16 protein-coding genes are annotated in these 20,059 nt (G+C 70.9%); 3 read left to right on the top strand and 13 right to left on the bottom strand.

What is annotated here, in order from left to right:
• The 13 genes from V9U70_RS10450 to V9U70_RS10390 form a co-directional block, all read right to left on the bottom strand.
• The coding region (locus V9U70_RS10450) for an SCO2583 family membrane protein (protein WP_336674230.1) at positions 1–952 on the bottom strand (952 nt) is incomplete at its 3' end.
• 375 nt (positions 953–1,327) lie between these two features.
• Positions 1,328–1,930 carry an SCO2584 family spore wall biosynthesis protein gene (locus V9U70_RS10445; RefSeq protein ID WP_336674229.1) on the bottom strand — a complete coding sequence of 201 codons (603 nt, stop codon included), beginning with the start codon at positions 1,928–1,930 and terminating at the stop codon, positions 1,328–1,330.
• 159 nt (positions 1,931–2,089) lie between these two features.
• On the bottom strand, positions 2,090–3,373 hold the full coding sequence (locus V9U70_RS10440) for a glutamate-5-semialdehyde dehydrogenase (protein ID WP_336674228.1): 1,284 nt from the start codon (positions 3,371–3,373) through the stop codon (positions 2,090–2,092).
• A gap of 91 nt (positions 3,374–3,464) precedes the next feature.
• Positions 3,465–3,956 (bottom strand): hypothetical protein, encoded by a 492-nt coding sequence (locus V9U70_RS10435; RefSeq protein ID WP_336674227.1) that lies wholly within the window; start codon positions 3,954–3,956, stop codon positions 3,465–3,467.
• 127 nt (positions 3,957–4,083) lie between these two features.
• Positions 4,084–5,238: a glutamate 5-kinase gene (gene proB / locus V9U70_RS10430; protein ID WP_336674226.1), complete on the bottom strand. Its 1,155-nt coding sequence runs from the start codon at positions 5,236–5,238 to the stop codon at positions 4,084–4,086.
• 182 nt (positions 5,239–5,420) lie between these two features.
• The gene (locus V9U70_RS10425; protein ID WP_336674225.1) at positions 5,421–8,189 is read right to left on the bottom strand and encodes a CDP-glycerol glycerophosphotransferase family protein; all 2,769 of its coding nucleotides are present in this window, start codon (positions 8,187–8,189) and stop codon (positions 5,421–5,423) included.
• Between the two features lie 157 nt (positions 8,190–8,346).
• Positions 8,347–9,585 (bottom strand): glycosyltransferase family 2 protein, encoded by a 1,239-nt coding sequence (locus V9U70_RS10420; RefSeq protein ID WP_336674311.1) that lies wholly within the window; start codon positions 9,583–9,585, stop codon positions 8,347–8,349.
• A 162-nt stretch (positions 9,586–9,747) separates the two neighbouring features.
• Entirely contained in the window at positions 9,748–11,949 is a 2,202-nt protein-coding gene (locus tag V9U70_RS10415) for a hypothetical protein (protein WP_336674224.1), read from the bottom strand.
• Between the two features lie 148 nt (positions 11,950–12,097).
• Positions 12,098–13,597 carry a bifunctional cytidylyltransferase/SDR family oxidoreductase gene (locus tag V9U70_RS10410; protein WP_336674223.1) on the bottom strand — a complete coding sequence of 500 codons (1,500 nt, stop codon included), beginning with the start codon at positions 13,595–13,597 and terminating at the stop codon, positions 12,098–12,100.
• Between the two features lie 356 nt (positions 13,598–13,953).
• The gene (gene obgE, locus V9U70_RS10405; RefSeq protein WP_336674222.1) at positions 13,954–15,390 is read right to left on the bottom strand and encodes a GTPase ObgE; all 1,437 of its coding nucleotides are present in this window, start codon (positions 15,388–15,390) and stop codon (positions 13,954–13,956) included.
• 144 nt (positions 15,391–15,534) lie between these two features.
• Positions 15,535–15,792, bottom strand: a complete 258-nt coding sequence (gene rpmA / locus V9U70_RS10400) for a 50S ribosomal protein L27 (RefSeq protein ID WP_006124388.1) — start codon at positions 15,790–15,792, stop codon at positions 15,535–15,537.
• 14 nt (positions 15,793–15,806) lie between these two features.
• Complete coding sequence (gene rplU / locus V9U70_RS10395; RefSeq protein ID WP_008738952.1) at positions 15,807–16,127, bottom strand: 50S ribosomal protein L21; 321 nt, start codon at positions 16,125–16,127, stop codon at positions 15,807–15,809.
• Positions 16,128–16,687: 560 nt separating this feature from the next.
• On the bottom strand, positions 16,688–17,674 hold the full coding sequence (locus V9U70_RS10390) for a helix-turn-helix transcriptional regulator (RefSeq protein WP_336674221.1): 987 nt from the start codon (positions 17,672–17,674) through the stop codon (positions 16,688–16,690).
• A 169-nt stretch (positions 17,675–17,843) separates the two neighbouring features.
• Here V9U70_RS10390 and V9U70_RS10385 point away from each other — a divergent pair, with 169 nt between their 5' ends.
• The 3 genes from V9U70_RS10385 (at position 17,844) to V9U70_RS10375 (ending at position 20,055) form a co-directional block, all read left to right on the top strand.
• Positions 17,844–18,191: a hypothetical protein gene (locus V9U70_RS10385; RefSeq protein WP_336674220.1), complete on the top strand. Its 348-nt coding sequence runs from the start codon at positions 17,844–17,846 to the stop codon at positions 18,189–18,191.
• Positions 18,192–18,303: 112 nt separating this feature from the next.
• On the top strand, positions 18,304–18,483 hold the full coding sequence (locus tag V9U70_RS10380; protein WP_336674219.1) for a hypothetical protein: 180 nt from the start codon (positions 18,304–18,306) through the stop codon (positions 18,481–18,483).
• 189 nt (positions 18,484–18,672) lie between these two features.
• A complete protein-coding gene (locus V9U70_RS10375) occupies positions 18,673–20,055 on the top strand; it encodes a C40 family peptidase (RefSeq protein ID WP_336674218.1) in 1,383 nt (460 codons plus the stop codon).
• Positions 20,056–20,059: the final 4 nt, after the last annotated feature.

Genomic DNA, 20,059 nt, shown 5'->3' with positions numbered 1-20,059 from the left:
CCGCCGCCGTGTCGGCCGAGCAGGACAGCGGCCCGGCCTGGACGTTCGCGGTGCGCACCTCCAGCCGGTGCCGCCGCAGGTCCTCCCGGTCGAAGCCGAAGTGCAGCTCGCGCCGCACGGTGAACAGGGAGGCGTCGTCCTTCCGGCGGGTCCCGTCCGCAGGGCGCACGGCGTAGGTGAACGTGTGGTCGGAGACGACGCGCAGGACGCCCGCCGCCTCCTCCTCGTAGGAGAGGGCGCCCTCCACCCTGACCTGCGGGGTCGCGAGCTCGGCCCACTGCGGGTCGAAGCGCACCACCCATCCGGTGGCGGCGTGCCTGCCGTCGTCCGCCGGGCTGCTCATGCTGCGTTCGAACTGGGCCCGCTGGGCCGGGTCGAGGAGCTGCTCGACAGGCCTGCGGACCGCGCCCGTCAGGACGTCGGGGTTAAGGGACGACTCCACCAGGTAGTCCTTGACCCTGGCGAGAGCGGCGGTGATCTGGCTCTCGGAGAAGCTCCGTGTGCGCCGTGCGGCGGGGAGGGCGATGCCTGCCGCGCCCGTCCCGTGTCCGGCGACCGGCTCCGACGTGTACAGCCGCTCGGGTGACCCGCCGGGGACGGCGCCCCGAGGGGCGAGGGGGACGAGAGTCGTGCGCAGGGGTTCGGCCTGCCGGGCGGCGGACCGCGGGTACGGGCTCCGGAAGCCGTTGTAGACCGCCAGGGTGAAGGCGACGGCGATCAGGACGACCAGCGCCACCGTGGTCCGACCACTGCCGCGGCCGCGGGCGGAGGCAGTCGCCGCGGGCAGCGTGCGCACCGCGCGGGCGTCCTCACCCATGCGTTCCCGGGCCGAGAACTCCTGTGTCCGTGCGGCCCGGACGAATGACTCGTCGAAGACGAGGGAGCGGTATTCGTCCTCGCCGCCCGCGGCGTTCTCCAGCGGGCCGTCCGGCGGTTCTGAGCGGCCTGTCATGACGTCTCTCCCGATCTCCACACCGGTCGGTTCGGTTCGGAGCGCGACGGCCTGCTGGGGCCGTGGAGCGTCCGGCGGCGAGAGCCCCCCGAAAGCGAGGGGCCACAGCGTCAGGCTAGGGGCGTCCGACGGGACCCGGCCGGGCCCACGACGCCCGGCACGACGTCTTCCGGCCCCGGTCCGCCGGGCGCCGCCCGCGCCCATCACCGGAAGCGTGCGAGCGGGGGCCGACGGGAACCGCCGGCGCGGGACACCGGCGAACGGGTGACGGGAGGGCGCGGGCGGACCGGAGGCGGGGCCGGGCGCCTCCCGGTTCTCCGGCGGGAGCGTGTGCCGCGGACCGGCGGGCGGCCACGGGAGTGGCCGTCCTCCTGCTCAGGGACTTCGGGGGTCGGCGGAGACGGTGGGGCGGGAGTGGTCGGCGGGGGCCGAGGGAGCGCCCGGGGAAGCGTCCTGGGGCTGGCCGACGCCGCTGGTGGTCGGCTGCTGGGGCACTTCGTCCTGACGGTCGGCGGAGGAGCCCCGGTAGACGGCGCTGAAGGCGAGGGCGACCATGCCGACGCCCATCACCAGGGCCAGCAGCCAGGCGACCGGCCGGTGCCAGCGGGCGGAGTTGCGGTAGGGCCGCAGGGAGCCGCCGTGGCGGCCGTAGGGGCCCGGCTCTGTGCGGGCGCGGTCGCCGTCGTCCGGGTCGCCGTCGTCGTCCCGGTGGCCGCCCCGGGAACGCCCGTAGGGGCCGTCGTCGCGGTGCGGGTCGGCGGCCGGGCGGCGGCCGGTGCGGTCGCGGGCCGCTTCCGCCTCGGCGCGGGCCTCGGCGGCGGCCAGCAGGCGCTCCACTGCGGTGGGCTCGTGGACGGTGGCGGCCCGGACGAAGTCCTCGTCGAACACCACGGAGGCGAAGTCCTGGTCCGCGCCCCCGCGGTCGTCGTCGGGCTCCCCGCCGTCCGGGAACGGCTTGCCCCCCACGTCGTCCGGCACGGATTCAGCGTAACCGGGCCGGGGCGTTTTGGGCAGGGACCGAGCGAACTCCCGGCCGGTCACCGAGCGGACACGACCGGCACGCGCGCGGGGGCCGGACCCGGGGCCCGGACCCCGTCGGTCCGGACCCTGAGGCCCCCAGGCGGCCGGGGCGAAGGGTCAGCGGACGTGTCCGTCGCCGGTGACGATGTACTTCGTCGAGGTCAGCTCCGGAAGGCCCATCGGACCGCGGGCGTGCAGCTTCTGCGTGGAGATGCCGATCTCGGCGCCGAAGCCGAACTGTCCGCCGTCCGTGAACCGCGTGGAGGCGTTCACGGCGACCGTGGTCGAATCCACCCATTGGGTGAACCGGCGGGCGGCGGCCTGGGAGGTGGTGACGATCGCCTCGGTGTGGCCGGAGGACCAGAGCCGGATGTGGGCGACCGCGGCGTCCAGGGAGTCCACGACCGCCGCCGCGATGTCGTGACCGAGGTACTCGGTCTCCCAGTCGTCCGTCGTCGCCGCGACCACGGTGGCCTTGGAGCCCTCCGCGTGGGCGAGGACGTGCTCGTCGCCGTGGACGGTGACCCCGGCCTCGGCGAGCGCGTCCAGGGCGAGCGGCAGGAAGGCGTCGGCGACGTCCTTGTGGACGAGCAGGGTCTCCGCCGCGTTGCAGACGCTGGGGCGTTGCGCCTTGGAGTTGATCAGGATGTCGACCGCCATGTCCAGGTCCGTCTCGGCGTCGACGTACACATGGCAGTTGCCGGTGCCCGTCTCGATGACCGGCACGGTGGACTCCTCGACGACAGTGCGGATCAGCGAGGCGCCGCCGCGCGGGATGAGGACGTCGACCAGGCCGCGGGCCCGCATCAGTTCGCGTACGGAGTCACGGCTCTCGCCCGGGACCAGTTGCACCGCGTCGGCCGGCAGGCCGGAGCCGCCGACCGCGTCGCGCAGGACCCGGACGAGCGCCGTGTTGGAGGCGTAGGCGGAGGAGGAGCCGCGCAGCAGTACGGCGTTGCCCGACTTGAGGCAGAGGGCCGCCGCGTCGACGGTGACGTTGGGGCGGGCCTCGTAGATGATGCCGACCACGCCGAGCGGGACCCGCACCTGGCGGAGGTCGATGCCGTTGGGCAGGGTCGAACCGCGCACCACTTCACCGACCGGGTCGGGCAGTGCGGCGACGTCCCGCACGTCCGCGGCGATGGCGCGGACGCGGTCGGGGGTGAGGGTGAGGCGGTCGATGACGCCTTCGCTCGTCCCGGCCTCACGGGCCCGTGCGACGTCCTGCGCGTTGGCCTCGACGATCTCGCTGGTGCGCACTTCGAGGGCGTCGGCGATGGCCAGCAGCGCGTCGTCCTTGGCCGAGCGCGGCAGGGGCGCGATGTCGGCGGCGGCCGAACGGGCCCGGTAGGCGGTCTGCGCGACCGGGGAGAGGTTGTCGTAGGGCGAGAGCGTGGTCATGCCCGCAGAGTAATGCGCGCTCTGCGGGCATCCGTCACGTATCCCGTGATGCGAGACGGCCGGGCCGGGGGCCGGCCGTCGCCACGACGCGTCAGTAGGGGTGCACCCCTACGGGGGCGGCGGGCGGTGGTCCGTACCCCTCGGCGATGCGCAGGTGGTACGTCTCGCGGTCGATGACTTCGAGGCCGACGATCTTCCAGGGCGGGAGCTGGGCGCTGGAGCGGTGCTCGCCCCACAACCGCAGGGCGACCGCGGCCGCGTCGTGCAGATCGCGGGCCTCTTCCCAGTAGCGGATCTCCGCGTGGTCGTTGGCATAGCGGCTGGTCAGCAGAAAAGGGTGGTCGTGTGCAAGCTGCTCCAGACCGCGTCTCACCTCCCCCAGCGGCGCCTCGGCGCCCGAGACGCTGAGGGTGATGTGCCAGAGCTTCGACTGCTGGGGCTCCTCCTTCGCCGTCGTGACCGGCTCCTGTACGGCGGTGTCCGCCGGCAGCGGACGCTGGTCGAAGTCCGCCCCCGCTCCGACACTCGTCAGGGCGCGGCTGGCCGTGCCTCGGGGCGGCGCCCCCGGGCGCGCTCGTCTCACCGGCGGCCTCCTGTGGTGTGTTGCTGTGCGGTTCCCCTGTTCCCCCGCTTCAAATTGGAGCAGTCCACAGCCGGGCGTGGGGCGGTTTTGGTGAAGGTCCCCGCCGCAGGACGGACTTTCCGCCGGTTCAGGGGGTGAGGCGGGGCACGAGAATGACCAGATCGTCCCTGTGTACGACCTCGCGCTCGTAGGCGGGCCCCAGTTCGCGGGCCAGGTCCCGGGTGGAGCGGCCGAGCAGCTGGGGGATCTCCTTGGCGTCGAAGTTGACGAGCCCACGGGCGACCGGGGCGCCGTGCGGGTCGCGCAGCTCGACCGGGTCGCCGGCGCTGAACTCACCCTCGACGGCAAAGATCCCGGCGGGCAGCAGCGAGGTGCGCCGCTCGACCACGGCCTGGACGGCGCCCTCGTCGAGGGTGAGGGCGCCCCGCGGGGTGGAGGCGTGGGCCAGCCACAGGAGCCGGTCGGCGGAGCGGCGGCCGGTGGGACGGAAGTAGGTGCCGGTGTCCCGGCCCGCGAGGGCGTCGGCGGCCCGGCTGGCGGAGGTGAGGACGACGGGGACCCCGGCGGCGGTGGCGATGCGGGCGGCCTCGACCTTGGTGACCATGCCTCCGGTGCCCACGCCCGCCTTCCCGGCGCTGCCGATGGTGACGCCCGCGAGGTCGTCGGGGCCGGTGACCTCGGCGAGCCGGGAGACGCCGGGGGTCCCGGGCGGCCCGTCGTAGAGTCCGTCCACGTCGGAGAGGAGGACCAGCAGGTCGGCGTGGACCAGGTGGGCGACGAGAGCGGCGAGCCGGTCGTTGTCGCCGAAGCGGATCTCGTCGGTGGCGACGGTGTCGTTCTCGTTGACGACGGGCACGGCCCCCATCTTCAGGAGCTGGTCCAGGGTGCGGTAGGCGTTGCTGTAGTGCCCGCGGCGGCTGGTGTCGTCGGCGGTGAGGAGCACCTGGCCGACGCGGACGCCGTAGCGGGCGAACGAGGCGGTGTAGCGGGCCACCAGGAGGCCCTGGCCGACGCTGGCGGCGGCCTGCTGGCGGGCCAGGTCCCCCGGCCGGCGGACGAGGCCGAGCGGAGCCAGCCCGGCGGCGATGGCGCCGCTGGAGACGAGGACGACCTCGCGTTCGCCGCCGTCCCTGACCTTGGCGAGGACGTCGACGAGGGCGTCGACCCGGTCGGCGTCGAGGCCGCCGGAGGCCGTGGTGAGCGAGGAGGAGCCGACCTTGACGACGATCCTGCGGGCGTCGGTCACCCCTGGCCGGTGGATCGACGGCCTGTGCTCTGACACGTGATTCCTCGCTCTGGTCCGCCCCGGTGCCCGGGGGCCGGCGGTCTCGGCCGCCTCGGAGGGCGGTGCCGGCGCGCCCCGTCCCCGGCACGTCACAGTACGCGAGCCGCAGCCCCCGCCGCCCGCCCGTTCCGCCCGGTGGACAGCCGCCGGGCGGGGGCGAGCGGGGCCCGGGAGGGCGGTCAGGCCTGCTGTTCGTCCTTGATGGCGAGCATCCGGTCGACGACGCGGGCGGAGGCCCTGCCGTCGGAGGGCTCGCAGAAGTCGACCCGGAACTGGGCGTACTTCTCCCGGTACTCCTCGCTCACCGCGTCGATGTTCCGGATCGCCGCGACCAGGTCCTCCGAGGTCTTGATCAGCGGGCCGGGCGCGCGGGAGGTGAAGTCGAAGTAGAAGCCGCGCAGGGTGTCGCGGTAGTGCTCCAGGTCGTAGGTGAAGAAGAGCATCGGCCGCCCGGAGTGGGCGAAGTCGAACAGCACCGAGGAGTAGTCCGTGATCAGCACGTCGGCGATCAGGTAGAGGTCGGCGATGTCCGGGTAGTACGTGACGTCGTAGACGAAGCCCTGTCCGGCGCCGGGGATGGAGTCGAGGACCTTGTGGTGCTTGCGGTAGAGCAGCACGTGGTCGTCGCCGAGCTCACGGCGGGCTGCCTCGACGTCGATCTGGTTGTCCAGCTTGAACCGGCGACCGCCGTAGCGCTGGTCGTCGCGCCAGGTGGGGGCGTACAGGACGACCTTCTTGTCCGCGGGGATGCCGAGCTTGTCGCGTACGGCCGCGGCGCGCTTGACGCGGTCGGGGGCGTGGAAGACGTCGTTGCGCGGGTAGCCGGCCTCCAGCACCTCGCACTGGAGGCGGAAGGAGTTCGTCATGATCGGCGTGGTGAAGGCGTTCGGCGTGATGAACAGGCTGTACTGGCGGGAGCGCTGCGGGAGGCTCGCGATGTAGGCCAGGTTCGCCTTCGGGGTGCCGAGCAGGTCGGCGCCGATGCGCTTGAGCGGGGTGCCGTGCCAGGTCTGGACGACGACCTGGCCCTCGCGCCGGACGAACCACTCGCGGATGCCGCCGTTGGTCACGACGTACCGGCTGCGGGCCAGTGCCTCGTACCACTCCTTGCTGCCCCACTCGACGCCCCGGACACCGGGCGGCAGGACGACCTGCTGGTCGTGGACCATCGCGATGTGCTCGACGTCGGCGCCGCGGCGCTTCAGCTCCTCGTAGACCGCGCGGGGCGAGTCGGAGAACTGCTTGCCGCCGAAGCTGTTGTAGAGCACGGCCTCGCGCAGGGGCAGCTTGCGCTGCTCGGGGGTGTAGACGTCGCGCATGAGGCGCTGGCGGTAGGCGCCGCGCAGCTCCGGGGCGAGGACGGGGCCGGACTCGACGAAGATCCGGTCGAAGTCGACCCGGTCCACGGTGTACGTGCGCTGCTCGCCCCGGTGGGACAGCGGCAGGGTCCCGACGAGGTCGGGGCGGAGGGTGACGGGGAGGTCGCGGGTGTGGTCCCACTCGGTGCGCAGGCGCAGCCGCGGCATCCAGCGGCCGGCGCGCAGCGGCACGGCGCCCTCGTACGTGGGCATGCTGTCCGGGCGCAGGCGGGCGGTGAACCGGCCGTCGGCGAAGTCGACGGGCAGCGGCCGGTCCTCGTTGCGGCCGGTGTGGCGCAGGACCATCGTCATCTGCTCGGCCGGGCCGGTGTAGGCGCCGGAGAGCACCAGTTCGCCGTCGGCGCTCCAGCGGACCTCGTCGACGACCGGCTGGACCGTGCGCACCTGCGGGGTGAAGTTGCCCGCGCCGTCGGTGAGGATCGCGAACTCGCGCCCGTCCGGCAGCGGGTGGACGCCGGTGACGGTCTGCGCGCCGATGGTGGCGCGGCGGGTGGCGCCGTCGGCGAAGACGATCAGCGCGCGGTACTTACGGGCCTTGCCGGGCTCGATGCCGTCGACGGGCAGGTCGGCGAAGTCGAGGCGGGCGGTGTGGCGGAGCCAGCCGTCGGGGCCCTTCTCGCCCCGCTGGAGCGGCAGGTCGGTGGCGAAGCCGTCGGCCTCGTGGTCGATCCGCAGGGCGGTGGGGCGCTGCTCCGCGGAGGCGTCGGCGCGGGAGCGCAGGGTGACGGTGAGACCCTCGCCGTCGGCCTCCTGGGCGACGACCTCTGCGGGCACGACGTCGACGGAGAGCCTGAGCCGGTTGCGGTCGAAGCCGGCGACGAGGCGGACGCCGTCGTCCAGGAAGCGGGTGCAGCTGTGTCCGGCCGCGCCCGCGTTGTTCTTGGTGATGCCGCCCACGGACATGCCGCCGGGGCGCGGGATGCCGACGCCCAGACGCCAGGTGCCGGGCTGCCACTGGCCGCGGACGCGCAGCCGGGACGGGTCGACGGCGATCTCGAAGCCCGACCGGTCGTAGTTGTGCAGGGCGCTCTTCGCCTCGGCGGTGGCGCGGGGCTCCAGCACCGTGCGCATCCGGAGCGGAAGGGTGCTGCGGCTGCCCTGGCGCCGGAGCACGGCGACTCGCAGCGAGTGCTTGCCGGTGGCGGAGGGGACGTTGGGGATGTAGGCGTAGCCCTTGACGAGGAGCTTGCCCTCCTCCCAGCGGAGGTCCAGCAGCTTGCCGCGCACCGGCAGTTCGCTGCGGTTGAAGTTGCGCACGGAGGAGGGCAGTGAGGAGCTCTCCACGCCGGGCAGTTCGATGCGGGCGCGCCGCAGGCCGCGGACGGAGAAGACTCCCGGGTTCTCCCGCTCGTAGTGCAGCAGGTCCACCAGCTCGTCGCCGCGTCCGCTGGCCGCCAGGTGCCACTTGACGCGGGCCATCGGGGAGAACTTCCGGACGAGCTTGGGGGCTGCCCGGTCCAGGAAGTCCTTGGCTGCGCTGTGGAAGGCGGCGCGCTCCTCGACCGGAGTCTCCGGGAAGTACTTCATGAGCCTGCTGAGCTCTTCGGGGATCGCTTCGAGGGACACCACGGGGGGAGGGCCTTTCCGGGGGACGTGCAGATGTCGAACCCCAGAAGAACGGGGCGTTGACGAGACCGGTCCAACGGTCTCATGGTTGCCCCACAGTATGACGTGACACCCGTCACCGATGGCCCGCCCGGTCGCTCTCGGCCCTCCGGGCCCCGGCTCACGCCCGGTGCGCCCGGGGGGCGCGCAGGGCGCGCAGCAGCACCCGGCGGGCCTTGCGCACCACCCGACGGGCGGTGGAGGCGCGGGATGTGCGCTGCGGCGGCTCGATGCGCCGCCCGCCGATCCATTCGGTGACGGTCACCTCGTAGGTCCCATCGGGCAGCACGGAGCTCTCGCCGAAGTGCGGGTAGGCCAGGTGAAGGCGCAAAGGGGCGCCCCGGCGCACGAGTTCGGGCTCCTTCTTGGCGCGCAGGAAGGCCAGGACGTCCAGCAGCAGGTCGAGCCGCCCCTGCGCGACGCAGGTCAGCCGCAGCCGCTCGTCGACCTTGAGGCGGTGAGCCAGCCCCGGCGTCCAGTAGGCCTCCATCAGGGGGGCGGCCAGCGCCATCTTGCGCTCGCGGACCTCGGCCGACTGCTTCAGCAGCCCGGGGCCGAACTGGGGCAGGAGCGTGATGACGAACGGCCGCACCATCAGGGCGTCGCGCCGGGGGCCCGCCGGCACGTGGTCGGCGATGAGCCGGGCGAGGGCGCGGGCCGAGTCGAAGCGCCGGGCGTAACCGCCCTTCTTGGTCATCTGGTTGCGGTCCTCACGGCCCACCAGGTAGTAGCAGGTGTAGTCGGCGACGACGGAGACGCCGTTGCCGCGCAGATACGCCTCCATGGTGAACAGGGCGTCCTCGCCGGTCTTCAGCTTCTCGTCGAAGCTCATGCCGAGGCGTACGAGGAGGTCGCGCCGGAACAGCTTCTGCGCACTCAGCGTGAATTTGATGTTCGAGGAATACAGGTCGGCCCGCTCGACGGTCTCCTTCCACATCGACTTCGCGGCCCCGCGGTTGACGCCGACGATCTTCCCGAGCACCACGTCCGTGCCCGCGCGGTCGCCCATGGCGACCATGCGCTCCAGAGCTTCCTCGCCGAAATAGTCGTCGGCGTCGAGAAAGAAGACGTACCGGCCGCGGGCGAGACCCAGGCCGCGATTGCGGGGGCCGCTGGGGCCGCCGGAATTCTCCTGCCGGACGACTCGTGTGGAAATGGCGGACCGGGCGGCGAATTCCTCCAGATACGCGCCCGTACCGTCCGTGGAACCGTCGTCGACCGCGATGATCTCCATACGGTCGGCGCCGATGGTCTGGGCCTCGACGGACTCCAGACAGCGGACCAGATAGGGCATGGCGTCATAAGCTCCGATGATCACACTGACATCGGGCTCGTCGTTCTTCCTGGGCATGTCGACCATGTGCACCTGTCAATTTGATCACGAAAGAGGATGGATTGCCCGACTCTGCACCCCTTGTGCAGCACCATGACGGACGACCCGCACGTCCCTCCCGAGGGGGAGACGTGCGGGTCGTGGTCAAGGTTGCCTTATTTTCAGCCAGTTCGATCAGATGTGCGGCGCTCAGCGCGCGGGCGCGGTTCCCTCGGCGACAGCGGTCGCCCCGGCCTGGGCCTCTGCGTCATTCGGCGTGTCCGAGACGTCCGGGTCCGCCGTGGCGTCCGCCTCGGCGACGGCCTGCGGATCGCCGACGCCACTGGAGACGGCCTCCTCGTCCGGGACCGCCACGGCCTGATCGCCCATGCGCTGGGCCACCCGGAGATTACGGGCCTCGGCCTTGGCGGCCAGTGCCCGCACGGCGGCGTTGAACTGCTCCATGGAGGTCGGCTCGTCGGGCCCCAGCAGATACGTCTTCAGCTCACGGCGCGCCCCCGCCAGGGTGTCCGCCGCCGGGTCGGCCACGGCGGCCAGCAGCTCGTCCAGCTCCTCGGCCCCGTTGGACAGGATGACCGCGGCGCGCACGGCGGTGTTCTGCCGCTTGAACTCCTCCGCGCCCAGGGCCGCGGAGTCGGTGACCGCGTACGGCTTGCCGCTCGCGATGAAGTCGGAGACCACGCTGGAGATGTCCGAAACCATGGCGTCGGACTCGTTGAAGCAGTCGTACAGCTTGGGCTGCGCGCCGGTCACCGTACGGTGCTCCCACCAGCCGAACGAGCGCCAGAAGGCGTCGTTCCACTCGGCCCGCAGCCGCGCCGTCCCGGCCTCGCGGGCGGGGTCGGCGAGCGAGACCCGCGACTCCTCGGCGTCGTCGCCGCCCGAGCGGCCGATGGAGGCCAGCTCCGCGAGTCGCGCCTCGATCCGCTCCAGCTCGGCCTTGGCGGCGCTCTGCGCGGCGGCGGCCGACGCGGCCTCCTTCACCCAGCGGGGGTCGGCGGCGCGCTGGGCGGCCGCCGCCTCCAGCATCGACCGGATGCGTGCGTTGACGGCCTTGGCCTTGGCGCTGCGGATGCCGGTGAAGGGGTGCGGCTTGTAGATGACCCGGACCGGCTGGTCGGCGTCCAGCAGCCGCCGCACGATGTTCTCGCCCGCCAGCAGCAGGGAGGTGTTGCCCGGGCTGTCGTCCCAGCCCTCCCAGGTGGGCGCGTACAGCACGGTCGGAATGGGGTTCTTGGCGGTCCCGGTCCAGCTCTTGATGGGCTCCAGCTGCGGACGGCCGACCTCGACGATGTCCTCGTCGCGGACGCCCACGTCGGCCAGGGCGTAACGGTCGCGTCCGGCCCGGCCCGCGGTCCACACCTCGTCGTAGACCTTGGAGTACGGGTTGACGCTGGCCAGCTTGTCGCTGTCGCCGTGGCCGATGAAGACGTGCTTCATGGTCGGCACACGCAGGATGTGGATGTTCTTGCCGACGTTGGCGGGATACAGGCAGACCTTGACGGTGGAGAGGTCCAGGTTCATCAGATGCGTGCCCGCGGGCACGCAGAGGACCGGGACCGACGTCTCGGCCAGCTGCGGCACGAGACCGCGCTCCCGCATGATGATCAGCGGCCGGCCCTCGATGCGGGCCATGGTCTCCAGCCACATGTTGCCCTGGTACGCCGACTCGTTGGAGCCTGAGAAGTAGAGGGCCACGGTCGGCCGGTACTCGCGCAGCCAGGTGTCGACGGCCTTGAGCACGGCCGGGGCCGGGGGGGCCAGTCGGCCCCGGCGCACGTACGGGGCGAGCGCGCCGATGTAGACCACGGCGAGCAGCAGGGTGAGGGCGGCGCCCGCGTAGCCGATGGCGTCCGCGCCGGTCTCGGCGGCGATCAGGATGCCCGCCACCGCCGGGACGTCCAGGTGCAGCATCTTCTCGGCGGACCGCCGCAGCAGCACGCCCGGCGGGGCGTCGGGGATGCGGACGGCGTGCAGGTCCACATTGCGGGTGACGACCGGCATGGTGCGGCGTAGCCGGATGAGCGTCGTCAGCGCGCCGTGCGGCGCCTGGAGCCCGTAGAAGAGCAGGAAGCAGGCGACCGCCGCGTAGAACAGCGGCTGCTCCGCGAGGTCCAGCCGGGCCAGCAGCAGGATCAGCATCAGCTGGCGCAGCAGGAAGCGGATCGGCAGCCCGGCCCGCACCTTGCTGAGCCGGTTGACCAGGTAACTCTCCCGCTGGTGCAGGTACCAGTCGGCGACGTACGTGACAGCGGCGGCCGCCGCGAAGAACCAGATGTGGGGAATGAGCGCGGCGAGCATGACGCAGGGATATCCCAGCCCCATCAACAACGCTGCCGCCAGTTCCGACCTGCTGCCCACGCGGGCCAGGCGAATGGCTGTCGAGATCACGAAGAACCTGCTCCAGAGGGTGCCGGTTGATAATTCCGGTTGATTCACCTATTGAGGGAAATGCGAAGGTGCGACGTCACGCATTCGGGCCTCTGCGCTCGCTCAAAGCGATAACAGAGGCCCGGAAAAGCGCATTTGTCAAGAATTATTACACATCTTCTTGGCGGTCCAGCACGGAGGCCAGAGCCTGCTCGAAGCCGGAGGAACCGGAGGCCCCGGCCGTCGGGTCCTGCTGCCGCACGTCGATGACATGACCGGTCAGCGCGGAGAGCAGGACGTCCAGCGAGGTGCGGGCCACGGCCTCCGAGGAGAGCAGCGACCCCTCGGGCTCCTGGCCGAACGCCTTGGTGCGCATCGGGGTCGCGGTGCGCTCCGGGTTGACGCAGTTGACCCGGATGCCCTCGCCCGCCCACTCGTCGGCGAGCGCCTGGGTGAGGTTGACCATGGCGGCCTTGGTGGAGGAGTACAGGCTGTACTCGGCGCGGCCGCGGGTGTAGCTGCTGGAGGTGTAGAGCAGCAACTGGCCCCGGGTCTCGGCGAGATACTTGTAGGAGGCGCGGGCGATCTGGACGGGAGCCAGGTAGTTGACGTTCAGGGCTTCCTGGATCGTCGTGGTGTCGGTCTCGGCCAGCTTGCCGATCCGCAGCACCCCCGCGGTGTTGATCACGTAGTCGATGCGCCCGGTCTCGCCGTACGCCGTGGACAGCGCGTCGTCCACGTGCTCCGGGTTCTCCACGTGGGTGCCGGTGGTGGAGCGGCCCAGTGCGTAGACGTTCGCGCCGTACCCCTCGGCCAGGGAGGCGATGTCGGCGCCGATGCCGTACGAGCCGCCGAAGACGACGAGGGTCTTGCCGGCCAGGAGCTCCCGGTAGGCGGCCTCGTCGGCCTGGCGCGGTGCTGCGGTGGAGGCCAGCTGGAAGAGCTTGTCGGCGATGAAGACGTCGACCGGCTGGGTCACCTTCATGTTGTACTCGTCGCCGGCGACCACGTAGATCGGCACGTCGGGGAGGTACTTGAGGACCACAGAGCAGTCGTCGGTGGCCTGGAAGTTGGGGTCCCCCGCCGCGATCGCGTACGCCTTGCGGATCGTGGAGAGCTTGAACGCCTGCGGGGTCTGGCCGCGGCGCAGCCGGGAGCGGTCGGGCACGTCCGTGATGAACTCGCCGTCGCCGCCGTGCGTACGGGTCACGATGATCGTGTCGGCGGACGGGATGGCGACGTCCACGGCCTCGTAACGCTCCAGCGCGTCGACGCAGTCCTTGATCACGCGCTGTGACAGCAGGGGGCGCACCGCGTCATGGAAGAGGACGTTGCGGTCCTCGCCCTCGGCCAGGCCCTCGCCGAGGGCCGCGATGGCGCGCTCGGTGGTCTCGTTGCGGGTGGCGCCGCCTTCGATGATCCGGGTGACCTTGGACAGGTGGGCCTTCGCGACGATCTTCTCGACCTCGGGAACGAAACCGGGCGCCATCAGCACGATGACGTCGTCGATGCCCTCGGCGTTCTCGAAGATCGTCAGCGTGTGCTCGATGACGGCCTTGCCTGCGATCTTCAGCAGCTGCTTGGGGATCGACAGGCCCACGCGCTGTCCGGTGCCACCGGCGAGCACGACCGCTGTGGTCCGGGGCTTGGCTTCATGCGGCACAGACACAGAGGACCTACCTTGCTATGACGAGGGAACAGTGTGATGGTCGCACTCTCCGTGACCGTCTCGCAAGGTGGACGTCGCCCACCGATCGCCCTGCGGAAACCCGCAGTTCACCGTCTGGCCAGGGAGATTGGGGGTCGCTGGGCCGGCATGAGGGGGTGACCGAATCCACAGAGGTGTTGCGTAATCGGCACATATGCGGTGCGTGCACCCGGCGTGACCGTCGGAGCCCCGGGCCTGAGGCTACCGGACGGCCCGCCTCCGCAGAGACGGGCCGTCGGTGAAACGGGAGGGAGGGAGCGTCCCGGCGGAAGCCGGTCCCCCGGAAAAACAGGGCGCCCTGAGGAGCGCCCTCAGGGTTAGAAGGGGTCGAACTCGTCGTACTGCTTCTGTGCGTCGTCGCGCTCGGCGTCGCGGTCCCGGCGGCGCTGCGCGGCCGGGCGCGGCTCCTCCAGGCGGTGGTCCTCACCGCGGCGGCCGAGCATCTCGGCGCCGGCGCTCACGGTCGGCTCCCAGTCGAAGACGACCGCGTTCTCCTCGGGTCCGATCGCCACACCGTCGCCGGCCCGGGCGCCCGCCTTCATCAGGGCGTCCTCGACCCCGAGGCGGTTGAGCCGGTCCGCGAGGTAGCCGACGGCCTCGTCGTTGTTGAAGTCGGTCTGGCGCACCCAGCGCTCGGGCTTCTCGCCGCGCACCCGGTAGATGCCCTCGTCGTCCAGGGTGACCGTGAAGCCCGCGTCGTCGACGGCCTTGGGGCGGATGACGATACGGGTCGTCTCCTCCTTGGGCTTGGCGGCGCGCGCCTCCGCGATGATCCCGGCGAGCGCGTAGCTCAACTCGTTGAGGCCCTTGTGCGCGATGGCGGAGACCTCGAAGACGCGGTAGCCGCGGGCCTCCAGGTCGGGGCGGATCATGTCGGCGAGGTCCTGGCCGTCCGGGATGTCGACCTTGTTGAGGGCGACGATGCGGGGCCGGTTCTCCAGGCCCCCGTACAGCCGCAGCTCCTCCTCGATCATGTCGAGGTCGGAGACGGGGTCCCGGTCGGACTCCAGGGTCGCCGTGTCCAGGACGTGCACGAGGACCGAGCAGCGCTCGACGTGCCGGAGGAACTCCAGGCCCAGGCCCTTGCCCTGGCTGGCGCCGGGGATGAGTCCGGGGACGTCCGCGATGGTGTAGACGGTCGAGCCGGCGGTGACGACGCCGAGGTTCGGCACGAGGGTGGTGAACGGGTAGTCCGCGATCTTCGGCTTGGCCGCGGAGAGCACCGAGATCAGCGAGGACTTGCCCGCGCTCGGATACCCCACGAGGGCCACGTCGGCGACGGTCTTGAGCTCCAGGACGATGTCCCGGCTCTCCCCCGGCTCGCCGAGCAGCGCGAAGCCCGGGGCCTTGCGGCGGGCCGAGGCCAGCGCCGCGTTGCCCAGGCCGCCGCGGCCGCCCTGGCCGGCCACGAAGGTGGTGCCCTGGCCGACGAGGTCGGCGAGCACGTTCCCCGCCCTGTCGAGCACCACGGTGCCGTCCGGCACGGGCAGGACCAGGTCCTGGCCGTCCTTGCCGGAGCGGTTGTCACCGGCGCCGGGCTGGCCGTTGGTGGCCTTGCGGTGGGGGCTGTGGTGGTAGTCCAGCAGCGTGGTCACGGACTGCTCGACCACGAGGATCACATCGCCGCCGCGACCGCCGTTGCCCCCGTCGGGGCCTCCCAGCGGCTTGAACTTCTCACGGTGGACGGAGGCGCAGCCGTGGCCTCCGTTACCCGCGGCGGCATGCAGCTCGACGCGGTCCACGAAGGTGGTCATGGTTGGTGCCTCCAGGTACAGCAGGAAAAAGCGGGATGGTCTCTGTCGTAACACGCCGAGGGCGGACCCGCTTCCCCGTTCGCCGGGAAAGCTGAGATCCGCCCTCGGAAGGTGCTGTGTGTCGTTACCGCGCGCGTCGAGGAATCAGACGGCGAGCGGAACGATGTTCACGACCTTGCGGCCACGGTGCGTGCCGAACTCCACCGCACCGGCGGTCAGCGCGAACAGCGTGTCGTCGCCGCCACGGCCGACGCCCGCGCCGGGGTGGAAGTGGGTGCCGCGCTGGCGGACCAGGATCTCACCGGCGTTGACGGCCTGGCCGCCGAAGCGCTTCACGCCGAGCCGCTGAGCATTGGAGTCGCGCCCGTTCCGAGTGGAAGATGCGCCCTTCTTGTGTGCCATGTGTTCTCAGTCCCTTACTTCGCAGCCGCGGGGATGCCGGTGACCTTGATCGCCGTGTACTGCTGGCGGTGACCCTGGCGACGGCGGTAGCCGGTCTTGTTCTTGTAGCGAAGGATGTCGATCTTCGCGCCCTTGTGGTGGTCCACGATCTCGGCCTGGACCTTGATCCCGGCCAGGACCCACGGGTCGCTGGTCACGGCGTCGCCGTCGACAACGAGCAGGGTCGAGAGCTCGACCGTGTCGCCGACCTTGGCAGTGGAAATCTTGTCAACCTCAACGATGTCGCCGACAGCAACCTTGTGCTGGCGACCACCGCTGCGCACGATGGCGTACACGCGGATCTCTCTCTCACTCGGAACGGTCCCCTGATGCCAGCCGCTCGCACGGGCCGAAGCCCGCACCGATCCGGAAGGATGAGCGGCCTCTCCTGGCGGACGGCGCGAACACCGACCGTTACCGGGAGGGATGTGCTCAGGGGCAGGTGCGTACGGAAACACACCGAGGGTCAAGGTTACGGGGCGGGGATGTGGGGGTCAAACCGGGGTGAGAGTGGCCGGTGAGGCGTCATGCAGATGCCGCACGGGGCGCGGTCGGCAGAAGGCGGATCGATGGCCCCCGCACCCCTTCGCCCCAGCGCGCCGGGAGCGCCGGGAGCGCCGGGAGCGCCGGGAGCGCCGGGAGCGCCGGGAGCGCCGGGAGCGCCGGGAGCGCCGGGAGCGCCGGGAGCGCCGGGAAGGATCTCGCCCCACGAGGCGGCCACGGCCCCACGTCCCGCTCGAACATCATGCCGCGGCGGTGGCGAAGTGGCCGCGCAGTCGGTGCCTTTCCGCCGGCCTACCGGGGCAGCCCTTCGGACGAAGTCTGGCCGAAAGCTGATCACAACCTCACGTACGTCCTACCTCAGCCAGCCCCGGCGTACCGCGCCTACACCCGCCTCGAACCGGCTGCGGGCACCGAGACGTTCCATCAGGCCCGTCGCCACGCGGCGGGCCGTCCGGTGCGAGACGCCCAGCCGCTTGGCGATGGCCTCGTCGGTAAAACCGTCGGCCAGCAACTTGAGGGCGGTCGACTCCGTATCGGTCAGCCCCCTTTCGTCTCTCGGTGCGGCCTCGCCGAACGGCTTCGCCGTCTCCCATACGGATTCGAACAAGGCACACAGGGCCGCTAGCGCGCCCTGCCCGGTGAGTACCACCGCGCCGGCGGCGGTGTCGTCGCTGTCGACCGGGATGACCGCGGTGCTGTGGTCCGCGATGATCAGGCGGACGGGCAAGGTGGGCGCGGTACGGGCCTGCCGTCCCAGGCCGCTCAGCCATTCGGCGTATGCCACGGTATGCGGGCTGTTGCGGACACTGTCGAGATAGACGGTGCGCATACGGACCCCCCGGCCCAGCAGGGACTCGTCCAGAGGCCGGGAGGCTTCCAGATTCTCCTGGGTCTGCTCGCCCCCCGGGGAGAAGATCATGACCTCTTCCCGGACCTCGCGCTGCAAAAGGATCAGGCGTTCCCGGACGCGGTCCAGGCCGACCAGGTGCTCCACGCCGGGCTCAGCGACCGACGGCCGCAGATCCGCGTATTCGGAGATGAGCTGGGCGGCGGCTGCCCGCGAGGTCTCGACCCGGTGCTGCTGAGCAGCGATCTCGGCTTGTTGACGGGTGAGCAGGATTTCCATGCCGATGTCCGGGCTGACCGCCCGCAGTCGACCGTGTTCCTCGGATGAGGGACGCACGAGGGCCAGCTCACTGAGGCGGTCGAAGCTGCCACGTATGTCTCCCTCCGACATTCCGAGGCGGCGGCAGAGATCAGCGACGCCTTCGTCCGGGTGCGTCAGCATCGCGCGGTATACGGCTTCCGTCCGTCTGTCCACACCCAACGAAGTCAGCATGTACAGCCCCCCAATTCAGCGACTTTCCCATGAAGTGATCTTCACGATAATCGCACGCGAATCAGGGCGGGAGGGGAGCGGAGAAGAAGGCTGGCCCATTCCGCCCATGTCCGCAACAGGCCAATCGCCAGGGCGGCTTGCCCGACGGCCAGTTGTCAAGCTCAAGGGCATGTATCTGATTCACGCCCGGCTGCAGGCCCCGCCCGGCGCTTGCCTGCCCGCCGAAGCGGCTCGGCTCGTTCTCGCTCTCGCGCGCCCCGGCGAACGGGTGGAGCACGTGACCGCTCATCCGCATGCCGTGCCGGACCCGGTTCTCGGCATCTTCGTGGTGGCGGAGTCGCTGTCGGAGGCCGAAGCCCTGGCGGAGGCGCTGTGCCATCGGTTGCTGAACACCTGCACGACGCTGGCCGGTTGGGGCCTCAGCGCGGCCGAGGCACCGCTGCTGGCCCCATTGGGGCATGGACCATTGAGGCCACCGGAAAGCCCTTCCAACCCCTTTGACCTGCGACGAGAGTAGTTCTCGCCGTAAGGGACACCGACCGGCGAACACGACAGCCCGTCTTCACCGCGCCGCGAAACAGAGGGGCGGAACAGCCCGAAGAGCCCTCCCCGCCGAAGGATCAGCCGCCATGAGAGCCCTCCGCACCACCACAGCCGCCGCGGTCGTCACCCTCGCCGCCCTTGCCGCAGGATCACTGGCACTCGGCCTGGAGGCGGCTTCCGGGGCCGCCGCCGCCGGAAGCCAGGGCTCAGGCCGGTGGAACGCCTCCAGCCAAGACCTGGCCGAGGGCGACTTCGGCTGGCAGTAGCCGGCCCGCTCGACTTCGCGGCTATGCCCACAGGACGGCCGCGCCCCGCCCCGCCGGGCGGCTCCTCGCCCCTTCGGCCCTCTCCTCGCTCCCCCTGCATCGCGGACGCCGCCGCGCGGAACGCCCGCATCTCGGCAGGCAGTCGCCGCGGACTTCACCACACGATCACCTCACCAGGAGTAAAAAGTCATGCCCACGACAAAGCCTGTACGCACCACTGCCCTCACAGTGGCCCTGGCCTCCGCCACCGTCCTGGGCACCCTCGCCCTCTCCCCCGTCGCGACGGCGGCCCCGATCACCCCCGCCACGGTGAGCGCCCCTGCCGGGGACGTCGAGCGCCCCCAGGGCGAAGTGGGGCCGCTGAAGACCGACACCGCGCGCAGCGGATACTCCTCGGCCGCCATGGCTCCGATCACTCGTAGCGCGGTCATAGCCCGCGCCAAGACCTGGGTCGCCGCCAAGGTGCCGTACAGCATGAACGACTACCGCGAGGGCTACCGGACAGACTGCTCCGGCCTGATCTCCATGGCCTGGAACCTCGGCACAAACGCCTGGACCGGCAATCTCGACACCTACGCCACACGCATCTCCAAGGGGGAACTGAAGAAGGGGGACATGCTCCTCTTCCACAACCCCTCGAACCCCACGAGCGGCTCCCACGTCGTCCTGTTCGAGCGCTGGACCGACTCCTCGAAGACGTCTTACGTGGGCATCGAGCAGACCCCTCCGCACGCCGTGCGCCGCACGATCCCGTATTCCTACTTCAACAACTCCGGTTCCTACCTTCCGTACCGGTACAAGAACATCATCGAGGACGTCACCGTTACCCGTGATCACGATTACACCGGTGACCTGAAGGACGACCTGCTGGGAGTGGACTCCACCAACACCCTGCAGCTCTACTACGGCAACGGCTCCACCGGCGTGGACTTCACGAAGGAGCTCGGCGGCGGCTGGGACGACATGGACAAGGTCGCCGGCGCCGACTTCAACGGCGACGGCGACGGCGACCTCATCGCCACCAACAAGAACACCGGCAAACTGTTCCTCTACCTCGGCGACGGCGACGGCGGATTCGAGTCCGCCAAGGAAATCGGACACAGCTGGACCGGCATCGAACACCTCGCGGTCGGCGACTTCACCGGCGACGGCAAGGCCGACATCGTCGCCGTCCGCAAAACAGACGCCACCCTGCACCTCTACACCGGCAACGGCAGCGGAGTGACCTACACCAAGCAGATCGGCAGCGGCTGGTCGAAGATGACCAACCTGGCCGCCGGCGACTTCAACGGCGACAACATCGCCGACCTCATCGCCACCCGCGAAGACACCGGAACCCTCCAGCTCTACCCCGGCATCTCCGGCGGCATCAGCAACGCCATCGAAATCGGCACCAGCTTCCACCTCATGAACAAACTCACCCTGGCCGACATCAACAGCGACGGACGCGCAGACGTCATCACCGTCAACCGCAACACCGGCGACCTCTTCCTCTACACCAGCAAGAGCAACAGCCTCAACGCCGCCACCAAGATCGGCCACGGCTGGGGCACCTTCAAACACCTCATCTGAGACC

The sequence above is a fragment of the Streptomyces pratensis genome, from assembly GCF_037137275.1.
Classification (GTDB): Bacteria; Actinomycetota; Actinomycetes; order Streptomycetales; family Streptomycetaceae; genus Streptomyces; species Streptomyces pratensis_B.
The sequence above is the reverse complement of the archived record's forward strand: the minus strand, read 5'-3'. Positions and strand labels throughout refer to the sequence as shown.